General features: G+C 46.1%; 15 protein-coding genes. 9 read left to right on the top strand and 6 right to left on the bottom strand.

Annotated features, from left to right (window positions below):
* Positions 1–3: 3 nt before the first annotated feature.
* Positions 4–2142, top strand: coding sequence for a TonB-dependent receptor (locus ACLVWP_RS12370; RefSeq protein WP_413557619.1), 2139 nt, complete (start codon positions 4–6; stop codon positions 2140–2142).
* Between the two features lie 52 nt (positions 2143–2194).
* On the opposite strand, the gene ACLVWP_RS12365 is transcribed toward ACLVWP_RS12370, so the two are convergent.
* The 3 genes from ACLVWP_RS12365 to ACLVWP_RS12355 all read right to left on the bottom strand — a co-directional run bounded on the left by ACLVWP_RS12365 (position 2195) and on the right by ACLVWP_RS12355 (position 8653).
* Entirely contained in the window at positions 2195–6862 is a 4668-nt protein-coding gene (locus ACLVWP_RS12365; protein ID WP_413557618.1) for a hypothetical protein, read from the bottom strand.
* A 145-nt stretch (positions 6863–7007) separates the two neighbouring features.
* A complete protein-coding gene (locus ACLVWP_RS12360) occupies positions 7008–7754 on the bottom strand; it encodes a ComEC/Rec2 family competence protein (protein WP_413557617.1) in 747 nt (248 codons plus the stop codon).
* Complete coding sequence (locus ACLVWP_RS12355; protein ID WP_413557615.1) at positions 7739–8653, bottom strand: ComEC/Rec2 family competence protein; 915 nt, start codon at positions 8651–8653, stop codon at positions 7739–7741. Before ACLVWP_RS12355 ends, ACLVWP_RS12360 begins: the two co-directional genes overlap by 16 nt.
* 314 nt (positions 8654–8967) lie before the next feature.
* On the opposite strand from ACLVWP_RS12355, the gene ACLVWP_RS12350 reads away from it, so the two are divergent.
* Genes ACLVWP_RS12350 through ACLVWP_RS12340 form a run of 3 tightly spaced genes read left to right on the top strand, consistent with a single transcriptional unit; the run spans position 8968 to position 12119 of the window.
* Positions 8968–9492: a tetratricopeptide repeat protein gene (locus ACLVWP_RS12350; protein WP_413557613.1), complete on the top strand. Its 525-nt coding sequence runs from the start codon at positions 8968–8970 to the stop codon at positions 9490–9492.
* A 19-nt stretch (positions 9493–9511) separates the two neighbouring features.
* Positions 9512–11137, top strand: coding sequence for a LysM peptidoglycan-binding domain-containing protein (locus tag ACLVWP_RS12345; protein ID WP_413557611.1), 1626 nt, complete (start codon positions 9512–9514; stop codon positions 11135–11137).
* A 40-nt stretch (positions 11138–11177) separates the two neighbouring features.
* The gene (locus ACLVWP_RS12340; protein WP_413557610.1) at positions 11178–12119 is read left to right on the top strand and encodes a DNA-processing protein DprA; all 942 of its coding nucleotides are present in this window, start codon (positions 11178–11180) and stop codon (positions 12117–12119) included.
* 204 nt (positions 12120–12323) lie between these two features.
* On the opposite strand, the gene lptF is transcribed toward ACLVWP_RS12340, so the two are convergent.
* Positions 12324–13430 carry an LPS export ABC transporter permease LptF gene (gene lptF / locus ACLVWP_RS12335; protein WP_413557608.1) on the bottom strand — a complete coding sequence of 369 codons (1107 nt, stop codon included), beginning with the start codon at positions 13428–13430 and terminating at the stop codon, positions 12324–12326.
* Between the two features lie 95 nt (positions 13431–13525).
* Here lptF and ACLVWP_RS12330 point away from each other — a divergent pair, with 95 nt between their 5' ends.
* From ACLVWP_RS12330 to ACLVWP_RS12320, 3 genes are all read left to right on the top strand, one after another.
* The gene (locus ACLVWP_RS12330) at positions 13526–14548 is read left to right on the top strand and encodes a hypothetical protein (RefSeq protein WP_413557607.1); all 1023 of its coding nucleotides are present in this window, start codon (positions 13526–13528) and stop codon (positions 14546–14548) included.
* Positions 14549–14628: 80 nt separating this feature from the next.
* Entirely contained in the window at positions 14629–14955 is a 327-nt protein-coding gene (gene trxA, locus ACLVWP_RS12325) for a thioredoxin (RefSeq protein ID WP_181604504.1), read from the top strand.
* 184 nt (positions 14956–15139) lie between these two features.
* Entirely contained in the window at positions 15140–15868 is a 729-nt protein-coding gene (locus ACLVWP_RS12320; RefSeq protein WP_413557605.1) for a hypothetical protein, read from the top strand.
* A 74-nt stretch (positions 15869–15942) separates the two neighbouring features.
* Here the strand turns inward: ACLVWP_RS12320 and ACLVWP_RS12315 are convergent, their stop codons facing one another.
* Entirely contained in the window at positions 15943–16668 is a 726-nt protein-coding gene (locus ACLVWP_RS12315) for a lytic transglycosylase domain-containing protein (protein WP_413557603.1), read from the bottom strand.
* Between the two features lie 497 nt (positions 16669–17165).
* On the opposite strand from ACLVWP_RS12315, the gene ACLVWP_RS12310 reads away from it, so the two are divergent.
* Positions 17166–17552 (top strand): hypothetical protein, encoded by a 387-nt coding sequence (locus tag ACLVWP_RS12310; RefSeq protein ID WP_413557602.1) that lies wholly within the window; start codon positions 17166–17168, stop codon positions 17550–17552.
* A gap of 121 nt (positions 17553–17673) precedes the next feature.
* Positions 17674–18057 (top strand): hypothetical protein, encoded by a 384-nt coding sequence (locus tag ACLVWP_RS12305; protein WP_413557600.1) that lies wholly within the window; start codon positions 17674–17676, stop codon positions 18055–18057.
* Between the two features lie 56 nt (positions 18058–18113).
* Here the strand turns inward: ACLVWP_RS12305 and ACLVWP_RS12300 are convergent, their stop codons facing one another.
* Positions 18114–18413 carry a hypothetical protein gene (locus ACLVWP_RS12300; RefSeq protein WP_413557598.1) on the bottom strand — a complete coding sequence of 100 codons (300 nt, stop codon included), beginning with the start codon at positions 18411–18413 and terminating at the stop codon, positions 18114–18116.
* Positions 18414–18445 lie beyond the last annotated feature (32 nt).

The following is an 18445-nucleotide window of genomic DNA, read 5'->3' as shown; positions in this document are numbered from 1 at the left end:
AGAATGAGAATTAGCATCGCAGTATTATTCACCTTGCAGGCGTGCCTAGCGCACGCTCAGACAACACCGACGACACCTGAGACGACAACAACAGAAACTCAGTCTTCTACAGAAACTTCAGCAGCTAAACCGGCTGAAACCTACAAATTGCAACAAGTGCAAATTTTGGGTAACAAAGAGGAAAAGTCTTACCTTGAGAGTACAGAGTCCATCTCTGTGATTTCGGGCGAGAGCTACGATAAAGCTGTTAAGACAGACTCTATCAAAGCCTTGAACGCTCTACCGAACGTTCAAATGAACAAGAACGACAACACGTTCAGTATCCGTGGTATCAACAATTTGGGTGTAACAGGTTATCAAAAAGACAACTTGGCATCTATTTTGGTTGATGATGTTTTCCAAACGGACCTTGCAGTGACTGCGGGCGCGTTTGAATTCTGGGATTTGGATCATATCGAAATCTACCGTGGTGCTCAAAGCACTACCCAAGGTATCAACTCTTTGGCGGGTAATATCTTGATGTTCCACCGCAAACCAACAGGTCAAACTGAGGGCGCAGCGAAAATCGGTCTGGGCAACTATGGTCAAAAAGAAATCGGCGCCGTTACAAATAACGTGATGGCTGATGGCAAAATTTTGACTCGTGTTGCAGTCAATGTTGAGCGTAACGACGGTTACATCAAAAATGTAACGACAGGTGATGATCGTTGGGGCCGTACTGATAAGAACTATCTTACTGCTGACATGATTTACAAAATCAACGCGTTCGACGAGATCCGTTGGAATGTTAAAGTCATGCAAACAGAGAACGGCGGTAACTTTACTTCCGGTACAGATCCTTTTGCGTATGAAGTCTCCGAAGACGTGAACACACGTTTCTTGACGAACAATCAGCAATCAAGCCTTCGTTACTTCAAAAAGATCAACGAACAGTCTTCTAACGAAACGATCCTTGCGTACTCTCAAAGTCAGCAAGACGTTGAGATGGATGCGGATCGCCAGGCTACAAACGTAGCGGGCAAACGTATGGAAGATCACTCTGATAACTATACAAGTCTTGAAAACTTGTACCGTTACCAAACAGAGAAAATCAAAAATGTGTTGGGGCTTCATGTCCATAACTACATGGTGAAAGATAACTACGACTTCAACGTTATTATCTCTGGGAACCTGTACAAAATTGGCCAGTACACGACGAAATACCAACAAACAGGCGCGATCTTTGATTCATTGCTTTACAAATTCAATGAAACTCACGCGATGAACTTGGGTCTTCGTTATGAATACGTAAAAAACAAATTTGATACGACTGTAAACACGAATGCACCATTCCCATACAACGCCTCTGCGGGAAGCTACACTTCCACAGAAGAGGGTGGCATGTTCCTGCCGAAAGTTGGTTACATCCTAACTAACGACAACCAATCTTACGGGATCTCTTTCACTCAAGGTTACAGAACGGGTGGCGTGAGTATCAATCGTACGAAAGCGACAGCTTCTGATTACGGTCCAGAGAAAACAGACAACGCAGAGCTAAGCTATAAAATGACGGGCGACGAAGTTCGTTTGAGCGCCAATGCGTTCTACACACGTTGGAACAACCAACAAGTACAAGTGAACTTGTCTGCAGGTGGTAATGACCCTTACGACACGCAAATCGTGAATGCTGCAAGCTCAACACTTTACGGTGGTGAGGTTGAAGCTCAGTATAAATTGTCTCCTAAGAACTTCCTTCAAGCCGGTCTTGGTTACAACCAAACTCGTTTTGATGAATTCAAAGGTCCAACTGGTACGGATTACTCTGGCAATGAGTTCCCATTCGCCAGCCACTTCACTGGAAGCATCACTTATACATTCAAGCCAACAGATCTTTGGGCATGGGATACGACAGGTCGTTACATGAGCCCAAGCTATGGCAATGCTGAAAACTCTAAGAAAGCTCCAGAGCAATGGTATGTGGATACGTCTTTGCAATACTTGATGGCTCAATGGAATATTTCAACAGAAGTGTTCGTACGTAACGTCTTCGATAAGCAATACATGCTATTCGACGCGACTTCGACAATTGCTGGTTACACGACGAAATACTACCAAGTAAACACGCCTCGTGAATTCGGCGCGCGTTTGACTTATTTCTGGTAAAATAAAGATCAGATTTTAAAATGAAAAAGCTCCGGTGACCCCGGAGCTTTTTTTATAGATTATACTCCATCACACCCATGGCGCCGTGCCCTTTAATAGGGAAGACAATGCGGGCCGGGAACGTTGAATCCGCCGCCTTATACAACATCGAAATGCCTGTGCAGAACATTCCCGGCGGTAATGACAACTCATAAATCGGGTAGGCGCCTGTAAGCTCTTGGTACTTGAATCGTCCCAAGCTGTTACAGAAATAAAGTCTGTTGCTCACTTTGATAAAGCTCGTCATACGCTCTCCAGGAAGCTCGGTGACGTCTTCAATACCAGCCCCCACCTTAATCTTACGAATGAAAGAACCCGTTGGCTGAGACGGTGGGAGAGGCCAAAAATAGTGGTCAAAGATAGGAACCAACCAGGCATTTTCACTCGGCAAATATTGAGACGTCGCTTGCATATAGAAGCCCGGATAGCGATGGGCGATACAGTTGCCAGAGATAGTTCCCACCGGACAGATCTGACCAGCGACGGTCGAAGCGTCTTCGCCATTACCATAGATCGTGGAAGCTACCGTCGTCGTTAAATTCACAACCTTAACCGCAGTTCGATAATTGACGCCATTCCAGGTTTGGGCTCCAACCATCAAGTGTTTGGTTCCACCGCTGTCTTTAGCAAACTGGTTGATCATAGGTGAATAACCCATACTCAATGTGGAATACGCGGCGGGAGTTAAAGTATCCATCCAATTGACGCCGCCCGTGGTATCCATCAAGTGAGACCAAGTTTTAGTGCTGTGATTCAAGCGACATATTTTCAAACCCGCACAGTTGCGGAAGACATCACCTGTTTCGGGATCAGAGATAAGATGCTGTTGTGTGACTCTTTGAACACCATATTGAAGTCCCGTGCTTGGACCGGAATCGCCATCAGCAGCATCTTCGACCGAACCATTACCTGCTAAAAGCACTAAGCTGTTTGAGCTTGCTCCCGGAACGACTTCGCGGATTCTCATGGCGCCAACGTCTTGTAAGATCACGTTGTTACCTGGGCCATGAGCGATATCAAAAACAGTATTAAAGCGTGATTTTAGAGCGAGATCTCCGTCGCCTTGGTCTTTGGAAATTCCATATAAAGTATAGATCTTGCCATTTTTGACCACACGAATTTTGCCGCGCTCGACAAAGTAAATATCACCAGTACGATTCACAAAAGCTGTTTCAATCGAAACCGGGGAGCCCACGGCATTAGATCCATCGACACTTGTTCCAGAAGTGTCTGCACCTAAAACCCGCGTGTATGTTCCATTCGTTTTATTTAGTTTTTTGACGTCTAAAGTGAAGTATGAATAAGAACACTTATTATAAACGTACATCTCGCCATCTAACGCTGGCAGGATCGACGCACAGTTTGTCGTATTGGTGTAAGGCTGTGTGTAGTACGGGGCAATCAGGGAACCATCTAAATTGTATTTTCCAGCGCGGAAGTTGGTATTACCCACCTGCACATCGGCAAAGGACAGATTCAGATGAGTGGTGATACGACTGATCGGATCCCACGCCGGCACGTATTGATCAATTGATTTATTGAGGGAATTCAGAACGGTATCGCTCCAGGTGGATGTCAGTGAGTTGTACGACTGCCATGTGCCTGATCCGGTCAGTTTGATTTTTTCCAAGCGGGGATTTGAAAGGCTGCCACGATAAAGCCACAGCGACTCGATTTCACCACCAGGCAAATAAATGTCGCCACTTGGAGTAACGGCGATAGGACGACCGTATTCGGTCATTATCGCTGGATCGATTTTTACGTCTCGAGGGTCGAGGATAATGTTGTTATTCAAGGTACCCATGACATTGTCATTCGTACCACCGATCAGGGATTCAATCGTCCATGGGGTGACGTGGGTGTTGATGCGACGGATTTTTTGATTGTCGTAAACCCAGATATTGTCTTTGAAATCGACGGCGATTTTATGAATCTTCATGGCTTTAGCCAAGCGCACAGGGCCACCGTCGCCAGAGTAAAGACCACTATTTGTAACACTTAAAATCACTTCAGTGATGCCTAAGACAGGATCGACAAGGACCAATCCACGATCATCATTCACCAGGATTTTTCCATCGGACATAACGGCCATACCAAACACGGCACGAGTCGCATGATAAGTCGGAGAGAACAGCGCACCTCGAGAGTCGCCGCCATCTCCCGGGCTTAAATTTCCGGCCATCACGCGAAACTGAGGTGAGTTGAAAGGCGTACTAAGTCCCACACCGATTTGTGCGTCGTTGTCTCGGGCGAGTACTTTAAGATAGAAAACCGTGCCGTCAGCATAGGTACTTGCCCAGCGTGCGCATCCCGTGAAATTCACATTTAGTGAACAACTGCCATTGATCCCGTTGTTGAGACCTGTCACCAAAGTTGTATAGTTCACTCCATCGGTGCTGCCTTGAAGTTCAATCGAGGCCACGGTGTTGTTATCCGCCGCACTCCAATAGACAAACACGTCTTGCCCTTGATTCACCACAGTTTGAGAAGCAAGAGGGGGAGAGTAAGGTGCACTGGTGTTAGCGGCTAAAACATAGCCCACTGTGGGCATTGGATTGGGGTTGTAGTTAATCGCAACATAATCTTTGCCGACGACCGGAGTTGCCGTTTGCACCGAGATATTTTGTTTTCGGTCCATTACCCACAAATAGATATTATAAGTTCCACTGACGGGTGGAAGCAGAAGGTATTTGTAGTTACTGACGCTCACACTATTAGATGGCGTGATACCCAGATCTTGTAACGATATCCAGCAAGAGTCAGACCCATTCGTCGGAGCTGAGTTCGTCGTTTTTAAACAGAAATGAGTGACCGCCGTCTCTGGATCTTGAGTACTGAAGGAAACATTCAAAACACTTTTGATAGTTGCTGGTGGAGTTGTACTGCCATTCACTGTTAATGATGGTGAACTGATCGTTGGGGGAGTGGTGTCCGCAATAACTGTGAATGTATTGGATTCCACCGTTGTGATGAGTCCACTATTGTCCGTTACACTCACACGAATCTTACGACCTGCACCCGTTGTCGTTGGATTATAGGACAAAGACATTAAGTATTCTGCCAAGGGACCATCTTGTCCCACTGTCGGTGACGAGATGGTTGACCATGTAGATCCATTGTACCACGCGACAGTTACAACATTTGTAGAGCTGATGGCGGCCTCAGTTATTTTCCAAGAGAAAGGATAGGAAATCCCTGACGGAATTGGGTCAGGAACATCCGTGATCTGAATGATCGGGGGCTGCGAGTCATAGTTGAGGTTGATGATCGTGGAAGGACTGATATTTCCCGCCTCATCACGGAAGAAAAACTTAACTGTGCGCAGACCATCCGCTCCGCTCGTCAAATCCCAAGCATAATGATCGGTAACAGTCGAGCATCCCAGCCACCCTGTTGTTGCAAGCGTAGGAATCGTTGCGGTCTCAGTAATATAAACGTAGGTGGCGTCAGTGCAGTTCGAAAGAGTGAACGACGCCGAGGGATCTGAATCCAACGTGTGTTTTGCGGTGATAGTAGGGACGGAGATGGAGGTGTCCTTCGTGACCGATTGGGAAACCGTATTGGTATTCCCCAAGCTATCCTCAGAGTCCACGGTAAATGTTTTTAATCCATCAGCACCAGAAAAGATCACAGACTTACTGTAAAGCCCACTCACTGGACAGAACATTGAATAGGGAAGTGAGCTGTCAGCCCCAGTAATCACTAACGTATCACCCGAGTCACAGGCTCCAGAGATCGTGTATCCGGTCTGATACTTGCTGACCGAAGGCGTGTCCAAAGTCAGATTAGAAACGGTATCAATCGTTAGCAATGACGAAGACGAAGGAACTGATTGGTAATTTCCTGCTGTATCACGGGCGATCGCACAGATTTGATAAACTCCGTCAGAGGGGATGTTTAGGGTAAAAGAACTGCCAGCAGATAACTCCGTGGAAGCCAGAAGATCTGTGAGTTCCGTAATACACAGAGTATCTTTGGAGGCGATGGCTTTAAAATGAGATGTCGTCGCTGGCAGGGTGAATGTCACCGTGCGATTCGAAGTGCTATTCGACGGTGAAGGAGTAAGCCCGGCAAACGTTATGCTTCCCGAAGGCGCCAAGGTGTCGATGGTTGTGGAGGAAAAATTTGTCGTTGTGCTGTTGTTCGCAGTATCAGCTTGCTGTGCATTTAAGTTGAGTGAGCCCTGGGGCAGACTCGATAAGTCTAAAGTTCCACTGTAAGCACCACCACTGCACGTCAATGAAGCGATAACATCTAAGCCGTTAAAGATCCCAACGTGAATACCGTCTTCGGAGCATGCGCCAGCAATGGAAATTGAATCGACGACGGAGGCATTAATATAAGGAGTGGGCACATCCGTTGAAATGGTTAAAACTGGATTGATCGTGTCTTTAGTCAACGAGTGCGAGACCGAGTATTCGGTGCCGCCAGAGTTTTGTTGTTTCACTTCAATAGTTGAAGGACCTTCGGGCCAAGTAGAAGTATTTAAATCAGCGGTGTATTCGCCGTTATGACATTGCTCAGTTTGAGTCGTACCATCTGGTAACGTTATGAGGATCGGAAATTCCGAGTCACATTTTCCTGTGACCTGATAGTGATTGGGAGTTGTTGTGTTATTGATAATAGGAGGCGCTACAATCGAGGGAGATTGCAGACTTCGGGCATTCAATGAGACAGACAAATTGCACCCGGTGAGAACTATAAACAAGACGCTCAAGTAAATTCTCATATTTTATTCTTCGGTGACCCAACAGGAAAACTTGAAGTAAACTGTGGTTAAAGAATCTTGTTTTGCGTCTACCCGAGACGGAAATATTACTATTCCTTTAATCTAACCAGATATTTCCCCAATCTTCAGTCTTAAGAAGGGGAATTCGATGTCTTTTTATTCGCGCGACAACTTCCGCATGGGGATGTTTGTAGCGGGCATATCTTGCTGATGCGATCGCGACATTTAAATTTCGCGTTCTATCTAACAAGTGTTCTGATGTGCTGGTGCGACTTCCGTGGTGACCTAAAATTAAAACTCGACTGGATGGCACCCATTCTTGATTCGACCATTCCGATTCTGCCTTTACCGGGGAGTCGCCCGTAAAAAGCACACCTTTATATTGAACGACTTGGCTGAGGGCATTCGTATCGGGGCGTTTTCTTTTACCCAATTGCGGTGGGTTGATTTCTTTCCATTTTTTGATTCGCGTGTCTTCACACTTTGCAAAGCGCGCCAGCATCTTCATTTTTCCAGCCGAAGATTGTCCAAGGGGAGGCATCGCAATGCAGGTGTCCCAACTCGAAGGCCATCGCGCAAGTCCACCGATATGATCCCAATCCCAGTGACTTAAATAAATGAAGTTCTTTTTGTCCCGGCAAAGTGTTGCGATCTTTTTCCACGGAAAACGTTCGCCGCCCACGTCAAAGTGTCGACAGGAAAACTCCTCCACCGAGGTGACCCATTGTCCCTGACCGACATTCCACACGATCATGTATTTGCGGGCAAATTTTTCTGTCGTGGGAGTCGCGCTGAAAGTGACCAGCAAAAATGAAAAGATCGAAAACCTTACGATCCAAGCCATGCAGAGTCCCTTCCTTGCTTAAGTCTTAAGCGTAAAAAATGAAAGAACACCTGCCATGCGAATATCCAAAACCACAATGTGGATAATGAAATCTGTTTTGCTGTGCCTGTGGAAATCGGTTCTGCCACCCAATTCAGCAACACTGCAAATGCTGACATCACAAAATCAAAAGCCACCACGAAATAGGGAACGATCATCGCAAGAAGCCCTAGCGGTAGTAACAAGTAAGAAACCAACGGTGCTAATAACAGATTGTAAAGCAGTGCGAGTGGATGCAGAGCACTCAATCCCCACAGCGGTGCGCACATAAAAATAAAAACTGCACATTGATTGAACAACACGCGGTGGATTTTATTTTTTATGTCTAACAAAGAACTCCAAGAAAGTGCGAGTGCCGCACACCAACTCATCAGCAGTGATGACGAACTCCACCACTCAGGAAACAGTGCCAAGGTGGAACCGCCTGCAATCAACGTCAAAGTGTCCGAAGAAAAATGCCAGCGAAGTTTTTTGAAAGTGCCTCGCAAACCCAGTGCTATCAAGGCTCTCACGGCGGGTGGTTGCCATCCAACAGCGAGGGTGTAAATGCCCGTAAGTAAGAATCTTAAATAAAATGGAACGCGCAAAAGAGCCAGGAGTTCGTCGAGCAAAATAAGATGTGATCCAGAGATGACAAAGATGTGGATCAAAGATGTCTTCACCAAATTCTGTTTCAGTTTCTGATCAGTGAGTTTCTCGCCACAAACTATTGAGGTCAGGGCAGAGTGATTTTCAGACTCGACAGGAAGTAATGTAAGACACTTTTGTTGAAAACTCTGAGAAAGCCCTGATGCATTATTCAGCAAGTGGGGTTCCGAGTGATTGCTTAAGGCCAAGGCAAGGAAGAATAGAATAATCATGAATTCGAGGACTTAGCAAAAAGCGTGGCGAGAACAGATTCTAAAATAATCTGTCGTGAGGGCGCTGCGTCCGTAGGGATCGGATTGTAAGATCTGAAATTAGAGCGCTGAAAAACTATGCTTTTATGGTAATTTACTTAGTAAAAACATGTATTTAATTGATGCCTAATTTTCATGCAAATCGCTGAAACCCTTGAAATTCAACAGGTCCAAGGTCCAGCATTACAATAACTCAACATTTTGTGTGGATAAGTCTGCTTGTTTGCACTTTGCATTGCATGTCATACTGGAAAAAGATCAAGGAGTGTCGAGAGATGAAGCAACTAGGAACACTGGCAACAACACTACTTTTAAGCTTACCGTTAGTAGCGACCGCTAAGTCAACAAACACAATTAGAGGTGCTGCGCAAACTCCTAAACAACAAGCTTTGTTGGTGGAATTGACGGGCCAAGATTTCAGAAAACAAACTGACACGGAACTCTATGCTGAAATGGTAAGCGCTTCTCAGCGTGATGACGAGATCGGTTTGAAGAGTCGTCTACAAAGTCTTTTGACGCGCTTCCCAGGCAGCACGTACGCAGATAACGCATTGTTCTTGGCGGGTAGAATGGCTGTCGATCACAGCAATTTCCCAGAAGCGATTCGCTATTTCTCGCGCATCGAAAAAGAATATCCAAACAGCGATAAAGCTGCGAGTGCGAAATTTGCGAAAGCAATGACTTACAAAAAAATGAATCTGCCACAATTTGCAAAACGTTCTTTGGCAGAAGTTCGTACTCGTTACCCAGGAAGCCCAGAGTCTTTCAGAGCTGACACTGAACTGAAAATGTTCAACTAAAGAATAATCACTCGCAAGGATGCTAACAGTGAAGAACACGAAGTTCTCTGTATCATTGACGATCATTTTCTGTGCGCTATTGGTGCAATTCCAAACAGCGCACGGTCAAGATGTTCCACCACCAGACACAACTTGGGATGCAGATCCTTTGGATGTGTTGGATAAGAATAAAGACGCAGCGACAGTTGAGCCCTCTGTTCCAGAGTTTACAGAAATTCCTGATCCAGAAGTTCACAACGTTGAAACTCCTCCGCCACCAGCGGCGCCTGATGTTCCAGCGCCAGATATTCCTGCAGATGTGCCAGCACCGCAACACGCGGACGCTTCGCCGTATATGGGGAACGGGGAGCCTGACTACGATAAAGAAAGTCGCTTCCATAGCATCTACAAAAAGTACAACGAACAACCGACGTCTGATGAGGCGTGGGAAAAAGCTGTCGGCTCTCGTAAGTCTGAAGTTTATAAAGTTCAAAAAGGAAATACTCTTTGGGATATTTCCACGACATTCTTTGGTGATCCTAATTTCTGGCCAAAGCTTTGGTCATTGAATAACGGCGCTATTTTGAATCCGCATGAAATCACTCCGGACATGAACATTCAGTTCTTCCCAGGAACAATGATGGATGCACCGACGTTAGCAGTTGCTGGCCAAGAGGCCTCCGCAGCGGCAGCAGCTGATAAAGTTGTCGAGCCAAGTGTTGCAGAACCTCCAGTGCCAGCTTCTACACGTAAGTTCACTCCAGTGTTGAAGGACCTTCCAGGAAGTTTGCCTCACGGTCGTTTCGGTGTTTACGACAACAGCACGGGTGTGGAAATTCAGTTTAGAAAAAATGTTTTCCCAACTCCGTTTGAATTCTTGTCTTATTACCTGTCTGATTCAGTTGTGACGGGAGCAGGTTCCATTACTTCGACAGAGATGGATACGCAAACGGCGGGTGAGTACCAATATATTTACGTCACTATGAATGGCACTCCAGAGAAAAACTATATCGTTCAAAAAAATATGGGCGATATGGCGGACCCAGCGACTAAGGGACGTAAAGCACAGATGATCGAAGTTCAAGGTTCCATCGAGGTTATGGAAAAAGTAAATCCAGCCAAGAACATCTATCGTGCGTTGGTGAAAAAAGCGATTCAGCCTCTTGAGGTTGGAGCGGTTTTGATTCCTGGCGAACTTCCGATGATTGATCCAACTCCAGGTACAGTGTCTGACACTGCTGGTGCGAAGATCATGGGTGGTCAGTACGGTAAGAATCGTGGTCTTTTCATGGCGAACTCCTTGGTGTTTTTGGATGGTGGCTCTGGTCGCGGATTCCAGGAAGGTCAGAATCTATCAGTGTACGCAGATGAAGCTCTTCGCAATCGCCGCACGGATGCGATCATCAATGATCGTGTGATCGGATCTATCAAGGTGATTAAAGTGACTGCGAATTTTGCAACGGCCTACGTGACAAAATCCAACGAAGACATTTTGTTGGGTGACTATGTAGGTATCAGCCAAAAAACGGCGAAAAATGATTCCGCTCCTGCGGTGGAAAGTCATTCTCCGGAATCCACAGAGGAGCTTGAAAAAGAGCTCGATATGCAAGGAGCTCCTGAGGTTTCGCCGGAAGCCGGATCAGAAGATCTCGATCTAGAATTATAAGCCCAAAGAAAGGCTCTGCGAAATTGCAGGGCCTTTTTTTATGACTGAAATCTTTGTTCTCTCTCAACTTATTAAAACTCATCCTCTGTACACCGTTCACCGTGATGAGATCCATCAAACCTATCTGCGCCTGGCGCGTTTAAATTGTCTGACTGAATTTTATCTTCGCCAAGCGATGCACGAGTACTTACCTTTATTGGGTGAAGCTCTCGAGAAAAACGCAGGCCTTTTTAAGGAACTCTGTGCTGACGTTTTACAATTGCAGATGCAAGGCGTGCATTTTGTCAGTTATGGGGAGCCCTTGTTTCCGCCCCAATGTTACTTGATGGCGGAGCCACCCTTGACCTTGAGTTATCGTGGATCACCCTGCTGGATGATCGAAAGATCCATTGCTGTTGTGGGAAGTCGCGAGCCCAGTGCGGAATCCCTGCGATGGATGGAACAAGAACTGGCTGCCTTTTTTGAAACGCAGATGCCTTTAGTTATCAGCGGGGGAGCTCGGGGAGTGGATCAGAAAGCACATTCCCTAGCGCTCAGAAAAAACTGTCAAACCGTCGTCGTTCTGCCTTCAGGATTGGGAGAGATTTATCCCGCAAGTTTGCAGGATTGGATCATGCCAATCATAGAGGGTGGTGGATGTTTGCTCAGTGAGTACGATTATCGCCAGACAATGCATAAGCGTCTTTTTCATCATCGCAATCGTTTGATTGCGGCTTTAGGGGCGACAACATTGTTGGTGGAGGCTCGTCGTCGCAGTGGAACTTTGATCACGGCCAATCAAGCTGCGGAACTTTCGCGTCCGGTTTGGGTAGTTCCAGGTCATCCTTTGGATCCTCACTTTTTAGGTGGGTTGGATTTGTTGTTAGATGGCGCACAAATGGTGCGTGATGCCCAAGATTTATCCACATTATTTCACTCTGAGTTAATGACCGAGAAATTCAAATTGGCAGGTATTGTGGGTGATTTTGGCGGGACACACTAGGGATAGTGGGGTGTTTCAGATGGCAATTTTCATGCGAAAAAAGTGAAATCATCTAAAAAAATCTTTTGCAAGGTGCGGGGGATGCTCTTACCATTTGATTCAAGGGAGGGGCGATGTGGTCAAGGATGACCGTGGTAGTAAGGATGCTGCTGCATCGCTCTTATTTAAAAGGACATGCCCCTCTGACGATCGAATTCTAAAATCCTAGTTCCAATTTCTTCTTAAAGATTCAAACGCAAGGCCACCAAAAATAGCATTCGGCGCCCATATTGCTAAGACAACGGGGATTGTTCCATTTCTTGCAGCACCTTCGGCCGCAATATACAAAACCCAGTAAAAGATAATAATACCGATACACAAGATCATACCACCGGCTTTAGCGGCACGGCGATTTGTCGTTGTTCCTAAGCCCACACCAATCAAAGCAAACACGATACAAAGCACAGAGATGGCCCAACGCTTGTGCAATTCAGTGTGCATGATACGTGACTCTTCAGGATCTTTGATGCCTGCCTTGATACGATTGCGAACTTCATCCAGGGTCAAGGACGGTGGAGATTTTGCGCGTTCTTGGTAAGTATCTGGTTCTGAAAAGTGAACGTCGTAAGTGTCAAAACTGATCTTCGTGTGCGTTTTAGTTTGGCGATGGATTTCGCCATTTTGCAGACGCAGTAAAACTTCCTGACCCGGACGATCTGGATCGGGGAGTAGGCTGCCTTCTTTCGCAATAACCGTCAGAGGCACATCGCCATTTTTTTCGTCGTAAATAAAGACTTTGCGAAGCTTGCCATTTTTTGAATCCACTTCGTTCGCGTAAACGACCATATCAAAGAAACCTTCTGCGAAAGTTCCTTCTTTAATAACGGCTGTGGCTTTGGTATTCGCCAAACGTGAAAATAAAACCTCAAACTGGCGGTTCCCCCAAGGGGCAATCACAAATGAAGTCTGCGCAGAAACAATGCCCACAACTATGGCCAAAATAATTGCCGGGAGTAACAACGTTCCCATTGCTAACCCAGAAGCCTTCATCGCAACGATTTCAGAATCTTGGCTAAGGCGGCCGTAAGTTAACAATACCGAAAAGAGCAGGGCCATAGGAAAGAGCACCGGCAAAAGTGAGATGACAACATATCCCACGATTTCACCGATAGTTTTGATAGCCACTCCGTGAACCAAGGCAAACTCGGTCAAACGTAAAACCTGGAACATCAAAATTATGGAAATGAACACCATTAAGCCCAGGATGAAACTTGGAAGCATCTCAAAGAAAATGTACTGAACGGCTTTTTTGCCATTAAAGATACTGAACATGGGGTTCATTGTAGACGTCGGTTTTAACGAAGTCATCGCGCCTATCGTCCAGTCTGTAGTTTGACCATCGGGCGAGCTTATCTGACAATAGAAGGATGAGTAAGGTACTTTTGGTGTATGAGGACTACGCCGATCTCATGAGCGTTGAATCAACTTTGAAAAAAGTGGGGTTTGACGTCATTGGTCTGTCGAGTGAGTACGCCGTCTCTGATCAAATCATCAGCTTCAATCCCGATGTGGTAATCGGTGCCGGTAAAGGCACTAAGGTTTCTTCATTGGGCGTTGGTAAGCGTCTGAAAGAGATGACACGTTGGGGTGGAAAGTCCGTGCTTATTTTTCCAGCGAATGTAAAGCCGTCTCCGCAAGATCTGATCAAAATCCGTGTCGACATGATGCTGGAGGCCCCGGTGGCTCCGCTACGCATTGTGCAAGTTTTAGCAAAGATCACGGGTCAGGATGAAGGCGCACTGCTGGAAAAACTTAACAAGGCCATTCATCTGGAAAGCCCCGGCGCAAAACCTGTTTCTCCGTCAGCGCAGGCGGGTAAGTTCAATACTGAAAGTGAAGCTATCGTCGTTAAAGGTTCCTCGGATGAGGTAAAATCCAGCAACGGCATGGGTTTCAGTCTGAACCCGGAACCTCAGGGTGAAGGTGCAGAGTTCACGCTAAATAGTGAAGAAGAAAAGGAAACTCCACGCTTTAAGTTCGGCGCGAAATTTCAAGCCGAACACATCGAGCCGGATGCCGCTGCTGACGAGGCAGGCAATGACTTCCCGGATGTCGATCTTAAAGCCTTGGAGCGTGAGCTTTTAGGCGGCGGTGCTCCAGAAGTGGAGAAGGTCGAAAACGTGCCGGCAGCCGCACCAGTAGAGGCTAAGCAAGAAGCGCCGCCTTCTAAGGCGCGTCAGGAGCTGGAAAAGGCCTCTGCTAAGCTTGCGGAAAGAATGAAAAAATACGCCAATCTAGTGGCTGATGTGAAGGTCTCTCCGAATAGCACCATCACCCGCGTGGAATCCCGCAAACGCCAACAAGACATTGCGTCAGAGTGGGACAAGGAAAGTATTAAAGATCTCGATAAGTTGCGCCAAGAGTTTGCCAAAGCCCTTTTTAAAAAGTGATTGCTCCTTAGGGGACCTTGACTATAAGGTTTCCGTATTCAAATTAAGTATGGTAATTTGTTCTAATACGGAGGCCTACAATGGGCGTAAATACAACAGCAGTAACAGATGGTTCTTTTGAAACAGAAGTGTTGAACTCTTCAACTCCAGTTCTTGTGGATTTCTGGGCAGAATGGTGCGGTCCTTGCCGTGCGCTTGCTCCAAAGCTAGAGGAAGTGGCGACTGAGTTGTCTGGCAAAGTTAAAATCGTTAAAGTAAACGTGGATGAAAATCCAGCGACGCCTTCTAAATACGGCATTCGCGGTATTCCTGCGATGTTGTTGTTCAAAGGCGGCAGCGAAGTGGGCCAACTTGTTGGTAACCACCCGAAAGACGCTATCGTAGATTTCTTGACGAAAAATACGTAAGACACAAAGTCTTGTTTGAAAGAATTAAAATCTTGGAAGGGAGCGGTAACGCTCCCTTCTTTTTTTGAAAAATGTAGGCGCAATTCTCGTCCACCTTAGTTGGTAAGTTTTCATTTCGATCGGAAAGTTTGCTTTGATTCACTTTCGTGATAGACATCAAGAGAATCTTAGATAGGCTTTAAATATGTTCGAAACAGTGACAGCTAATAATGACTCCAAAACGGAAACCCAAACCCTGCGCGACTCTTACAGAGATGCGTTGATGGAATTCGCGGCTTTGTGGGGCAGTTCTCGCCCGCTAAAAGGCGACTATCCGGGTTTTGCTTTTGATCGTTTGCCTCAGGAAGCTCAGCTTCCAACATACAATTCTTTGGCGGAGTGGATTGAATTCTTCAAAATGCATTCAGCTGAGGGCCGCATCTCTGACAAGCAATTCTTGTGGAGATACTTGAGCATCTTCCGTTGGAAGACTCACCCTGATTTCTTCTCTTTGGTAGATGATGATACAAGCTTTGAGGTTCATAACCTTGATGGTCACCAAACGTACCGTAGCATGTCTTTGATGGACTGCTGCAGTTACACGTTGGATGAGCTGGTATCGATTCCTTGGTATGAGCTTTTCACGCGTGATCAAAGCATCACGGATTGCGATCTTAAGTTCCAACAGTCTTTGGCTGAGGGGACTTTGGTTCACACGGACTTGGATGGTGTCATTGCGACTCACCAAGTATCTGAGAACTTCGGTTTTGATAAAATGGTTCTGACAATCAAACCACTTTACCTGTCTCCGATTTACGATATGGACGGCAACGTTGTGGGTGTTATCAGTGCTTTGAAAGTATTGAGCAGCCGCAGTCGTCGTTTGGAAGCGAAAGAAGAGGCTTTCGGCGGCCTGGCTTTGGCGAGTTCGTAAAATCCAATTTAAATGAGAAATAAAAAAAGCCCCGGGGAGACCCGGGGCTTTTTAGTTTTAAGTCTTAGATCAGATTAGTTGGAAGCGATTGTTGGCAAGATTGAAGCTGATGCCAACGTCTTATAGAAGTCACCGTAGTTTTTCATCACGCGAGAGCTGTATTCAGCTGGCATCACGTTTTGAGCTACCAAGCGGCGAACGTTGCGCGGACCCATGTTGTAAGCGCTTACGTATTTGCTAGCTTTGCCTGGGAACTGTTTACGAAGGTAATCCATGTAAGCAGCACCGATACGGATGTTGGTAACAGGGTTTTTCAAAGTGTTTTTACCCTTCCAAGCGATACCGTATTTTTTAGCAATCCACTCAGCCGTGTCTGGTTTAATTTGCATCAAACCGATTTCACCGAAGCGACCAATCGTCAATGGATTGAATGAGCTTTCAGTTTTAATGATCGCCATTACAAACACAGGGTCAAAGTTATACTTGTCCGACTCAGAAATGATCGTGCTAGAGATATCACCAGCGCGGTTTTTCCATTGTGGATCAAGGTAGCCTTGAACTTTTTTGTAAAGCTGTACATTCAATGCAGAACGGCCTTCAATTTTTTGAGCTGCGCTACCTTTGTAGCGAGTTCCTAGCAACTCTTTCGCGTGAGCTACGCGAGAAGCTTCGTTCACAGTATCAACTGTAGGAACCTTTAAGATATTGCTCCAGTTAACGCGTTCGAAGTTGTTGAACAGAACCATTAGTAGAGTGGCGGTGACTAAAGCGAGTGTCGAATTGAGATGTTTCGTTTTCATTTCCCGTCCTCCTGTTAACTAGGTACTAGTGCAGGGGGCGGGCCAAGGGGCTAAGCTTTTGGAATTATTGAAGTCCTTATCTGAGGCGTATATCAGATGGAACGTGGGCGAATGTGAGGTAGCCGGTGTCTACCAATCTCTAGACAGTGTCAGTTCATTAGTTATCCAAAACGGTGCACTTTCTCAGGGTGGAACGTTATCTCCCGGGACACATCAGTTCGTCTCAAATTAAGGCTTTGCAGCCGCCCATCCACAGCTCCGTCGACACGCCATCCGGGCTCAACCGTGGCTCGCCTTTGGCGAGTGCGCGCCATCGTGGCGCCCACGGAGGTCGACTGCGTGTGGACGTGCATCTGCAAATCCTTAATTTGAGCCGAACTGCTGTGAAGAGAGGAAAGGTGCCTGCTGGTTTTTAGGAATGCGGTGCGGAAGTTATTTTTATCTGGTCATAGGCTTTCTCTGGCGGTTCAATATTTGGAGAACCAAGGAGAGGGTCTATGAAATCACTTTTGATTGCTTCTGTTTTGATGATGGCTACTTCGGCTCACGCTTCGTTTCTTTGCGCAAGTAAAGAGGCTCGTGAAGATGGCAAACCGGCTTTCGGTATGCATGTTCATGAAGCTGTAGGATCGACGGCTACTCATATCGCGATTTGGAAAACGGGCAAAGATACAACTCCCTTCCAGTTTGACTGTGTTCGTGAATCTATGGATTACGACAACGGTCGTACGTCTGAATATAAATGCGGAAAAAATGGTGATATGACCCTGCAAGTGTTCGCTCAGCACACAGGTCAAAAAATCGCTGCTACGGCTGATTTGAAGTCAGTTCCAGAGGGGCAGTTGATCCTTTCCTCTATGACGTGCAAGCCTTTGGAAGAATAGTCTTTAACAATTGTTAATGGCGTAGGTGAATTTTACGCGTGGACAGTGTGGGAATGGATTTTTCGATTCCCACACGTTATTTCTATCTCCACTTTTAAAAATATAACTCTGGAGATGGCCTATGAAATCTGTTTTGGTAGCGGCTCTTTTGCTGATCGCAACTTCTGCTCAAGCTTCTTTCCTTTGCACAAGCAAAGAACTTCGTGATGACGGTAAACCTGCTTACGGTATGACTGTGAACGAATCTGAAACTGTTGAAACTCACGTACAAATCGCTATCTGGGCAACAGGTCATGCAAATGATGCTGATCAATTCGAATGTGTTCGTGAATCTATGGATTACGGTAACGGCCGTACTTCTCAGTACAAATGCCAAGCTAATGGCGATAAGACTTTGCAAGTTTATGCTCAACGTTCTGGCGCAAAAATCACAGCGACTGCTGATTTGAAATCTGCTGCTGGTCAGTTGCTTCTTTCAAGCATGTACTGCAAATCTATCGAGTAGTTTTCGATTTAAAAAATGAACTTTGAAAAGCCGCGCGAGTCGCGGCTTTTTTCGTTTTATCCGGCCAAATATTTATCAGCCGGTTTCTTACTTCTAAGATGCGGGCTCGGTTCGGAACCGCGTTCTTCAAATAATGGATAAACTTCCACGACGTCTTCGCCTTGTAAAACATAAGTCGGTGGTTGGCTGTCGCCATTAACTAAAATCAAATCGACCTCTCCCAATGGTATGCCTAAAGACTCCAACGCAGCGGCAAGGGGTGCCGTGGGAAACACATTCAAGGTCACTTCATGGTTTTGTAAACTCATCGGAAGGTAAGCATTGAGATCCGCATAAAAGCGTAAATGAGCGACCATAACCACCTCACTTAGGAGATTCCATTTTAATC

Source organism: Bdellovibrio sp. HCB209, from assembly GCF_047306065.1.
In the GTDB taxonomy this organism is placed as follows: Bacteria; Bdellovibrionota; Bdellovibrionia; order Bdellovibrionales; family Bdellovibrionaceae; genus Bdellovibrio.
Note: the sequence above shows the minus strand (reverse complement) of the source record. Positions and strands in the feature narration are given on the sequence as shown.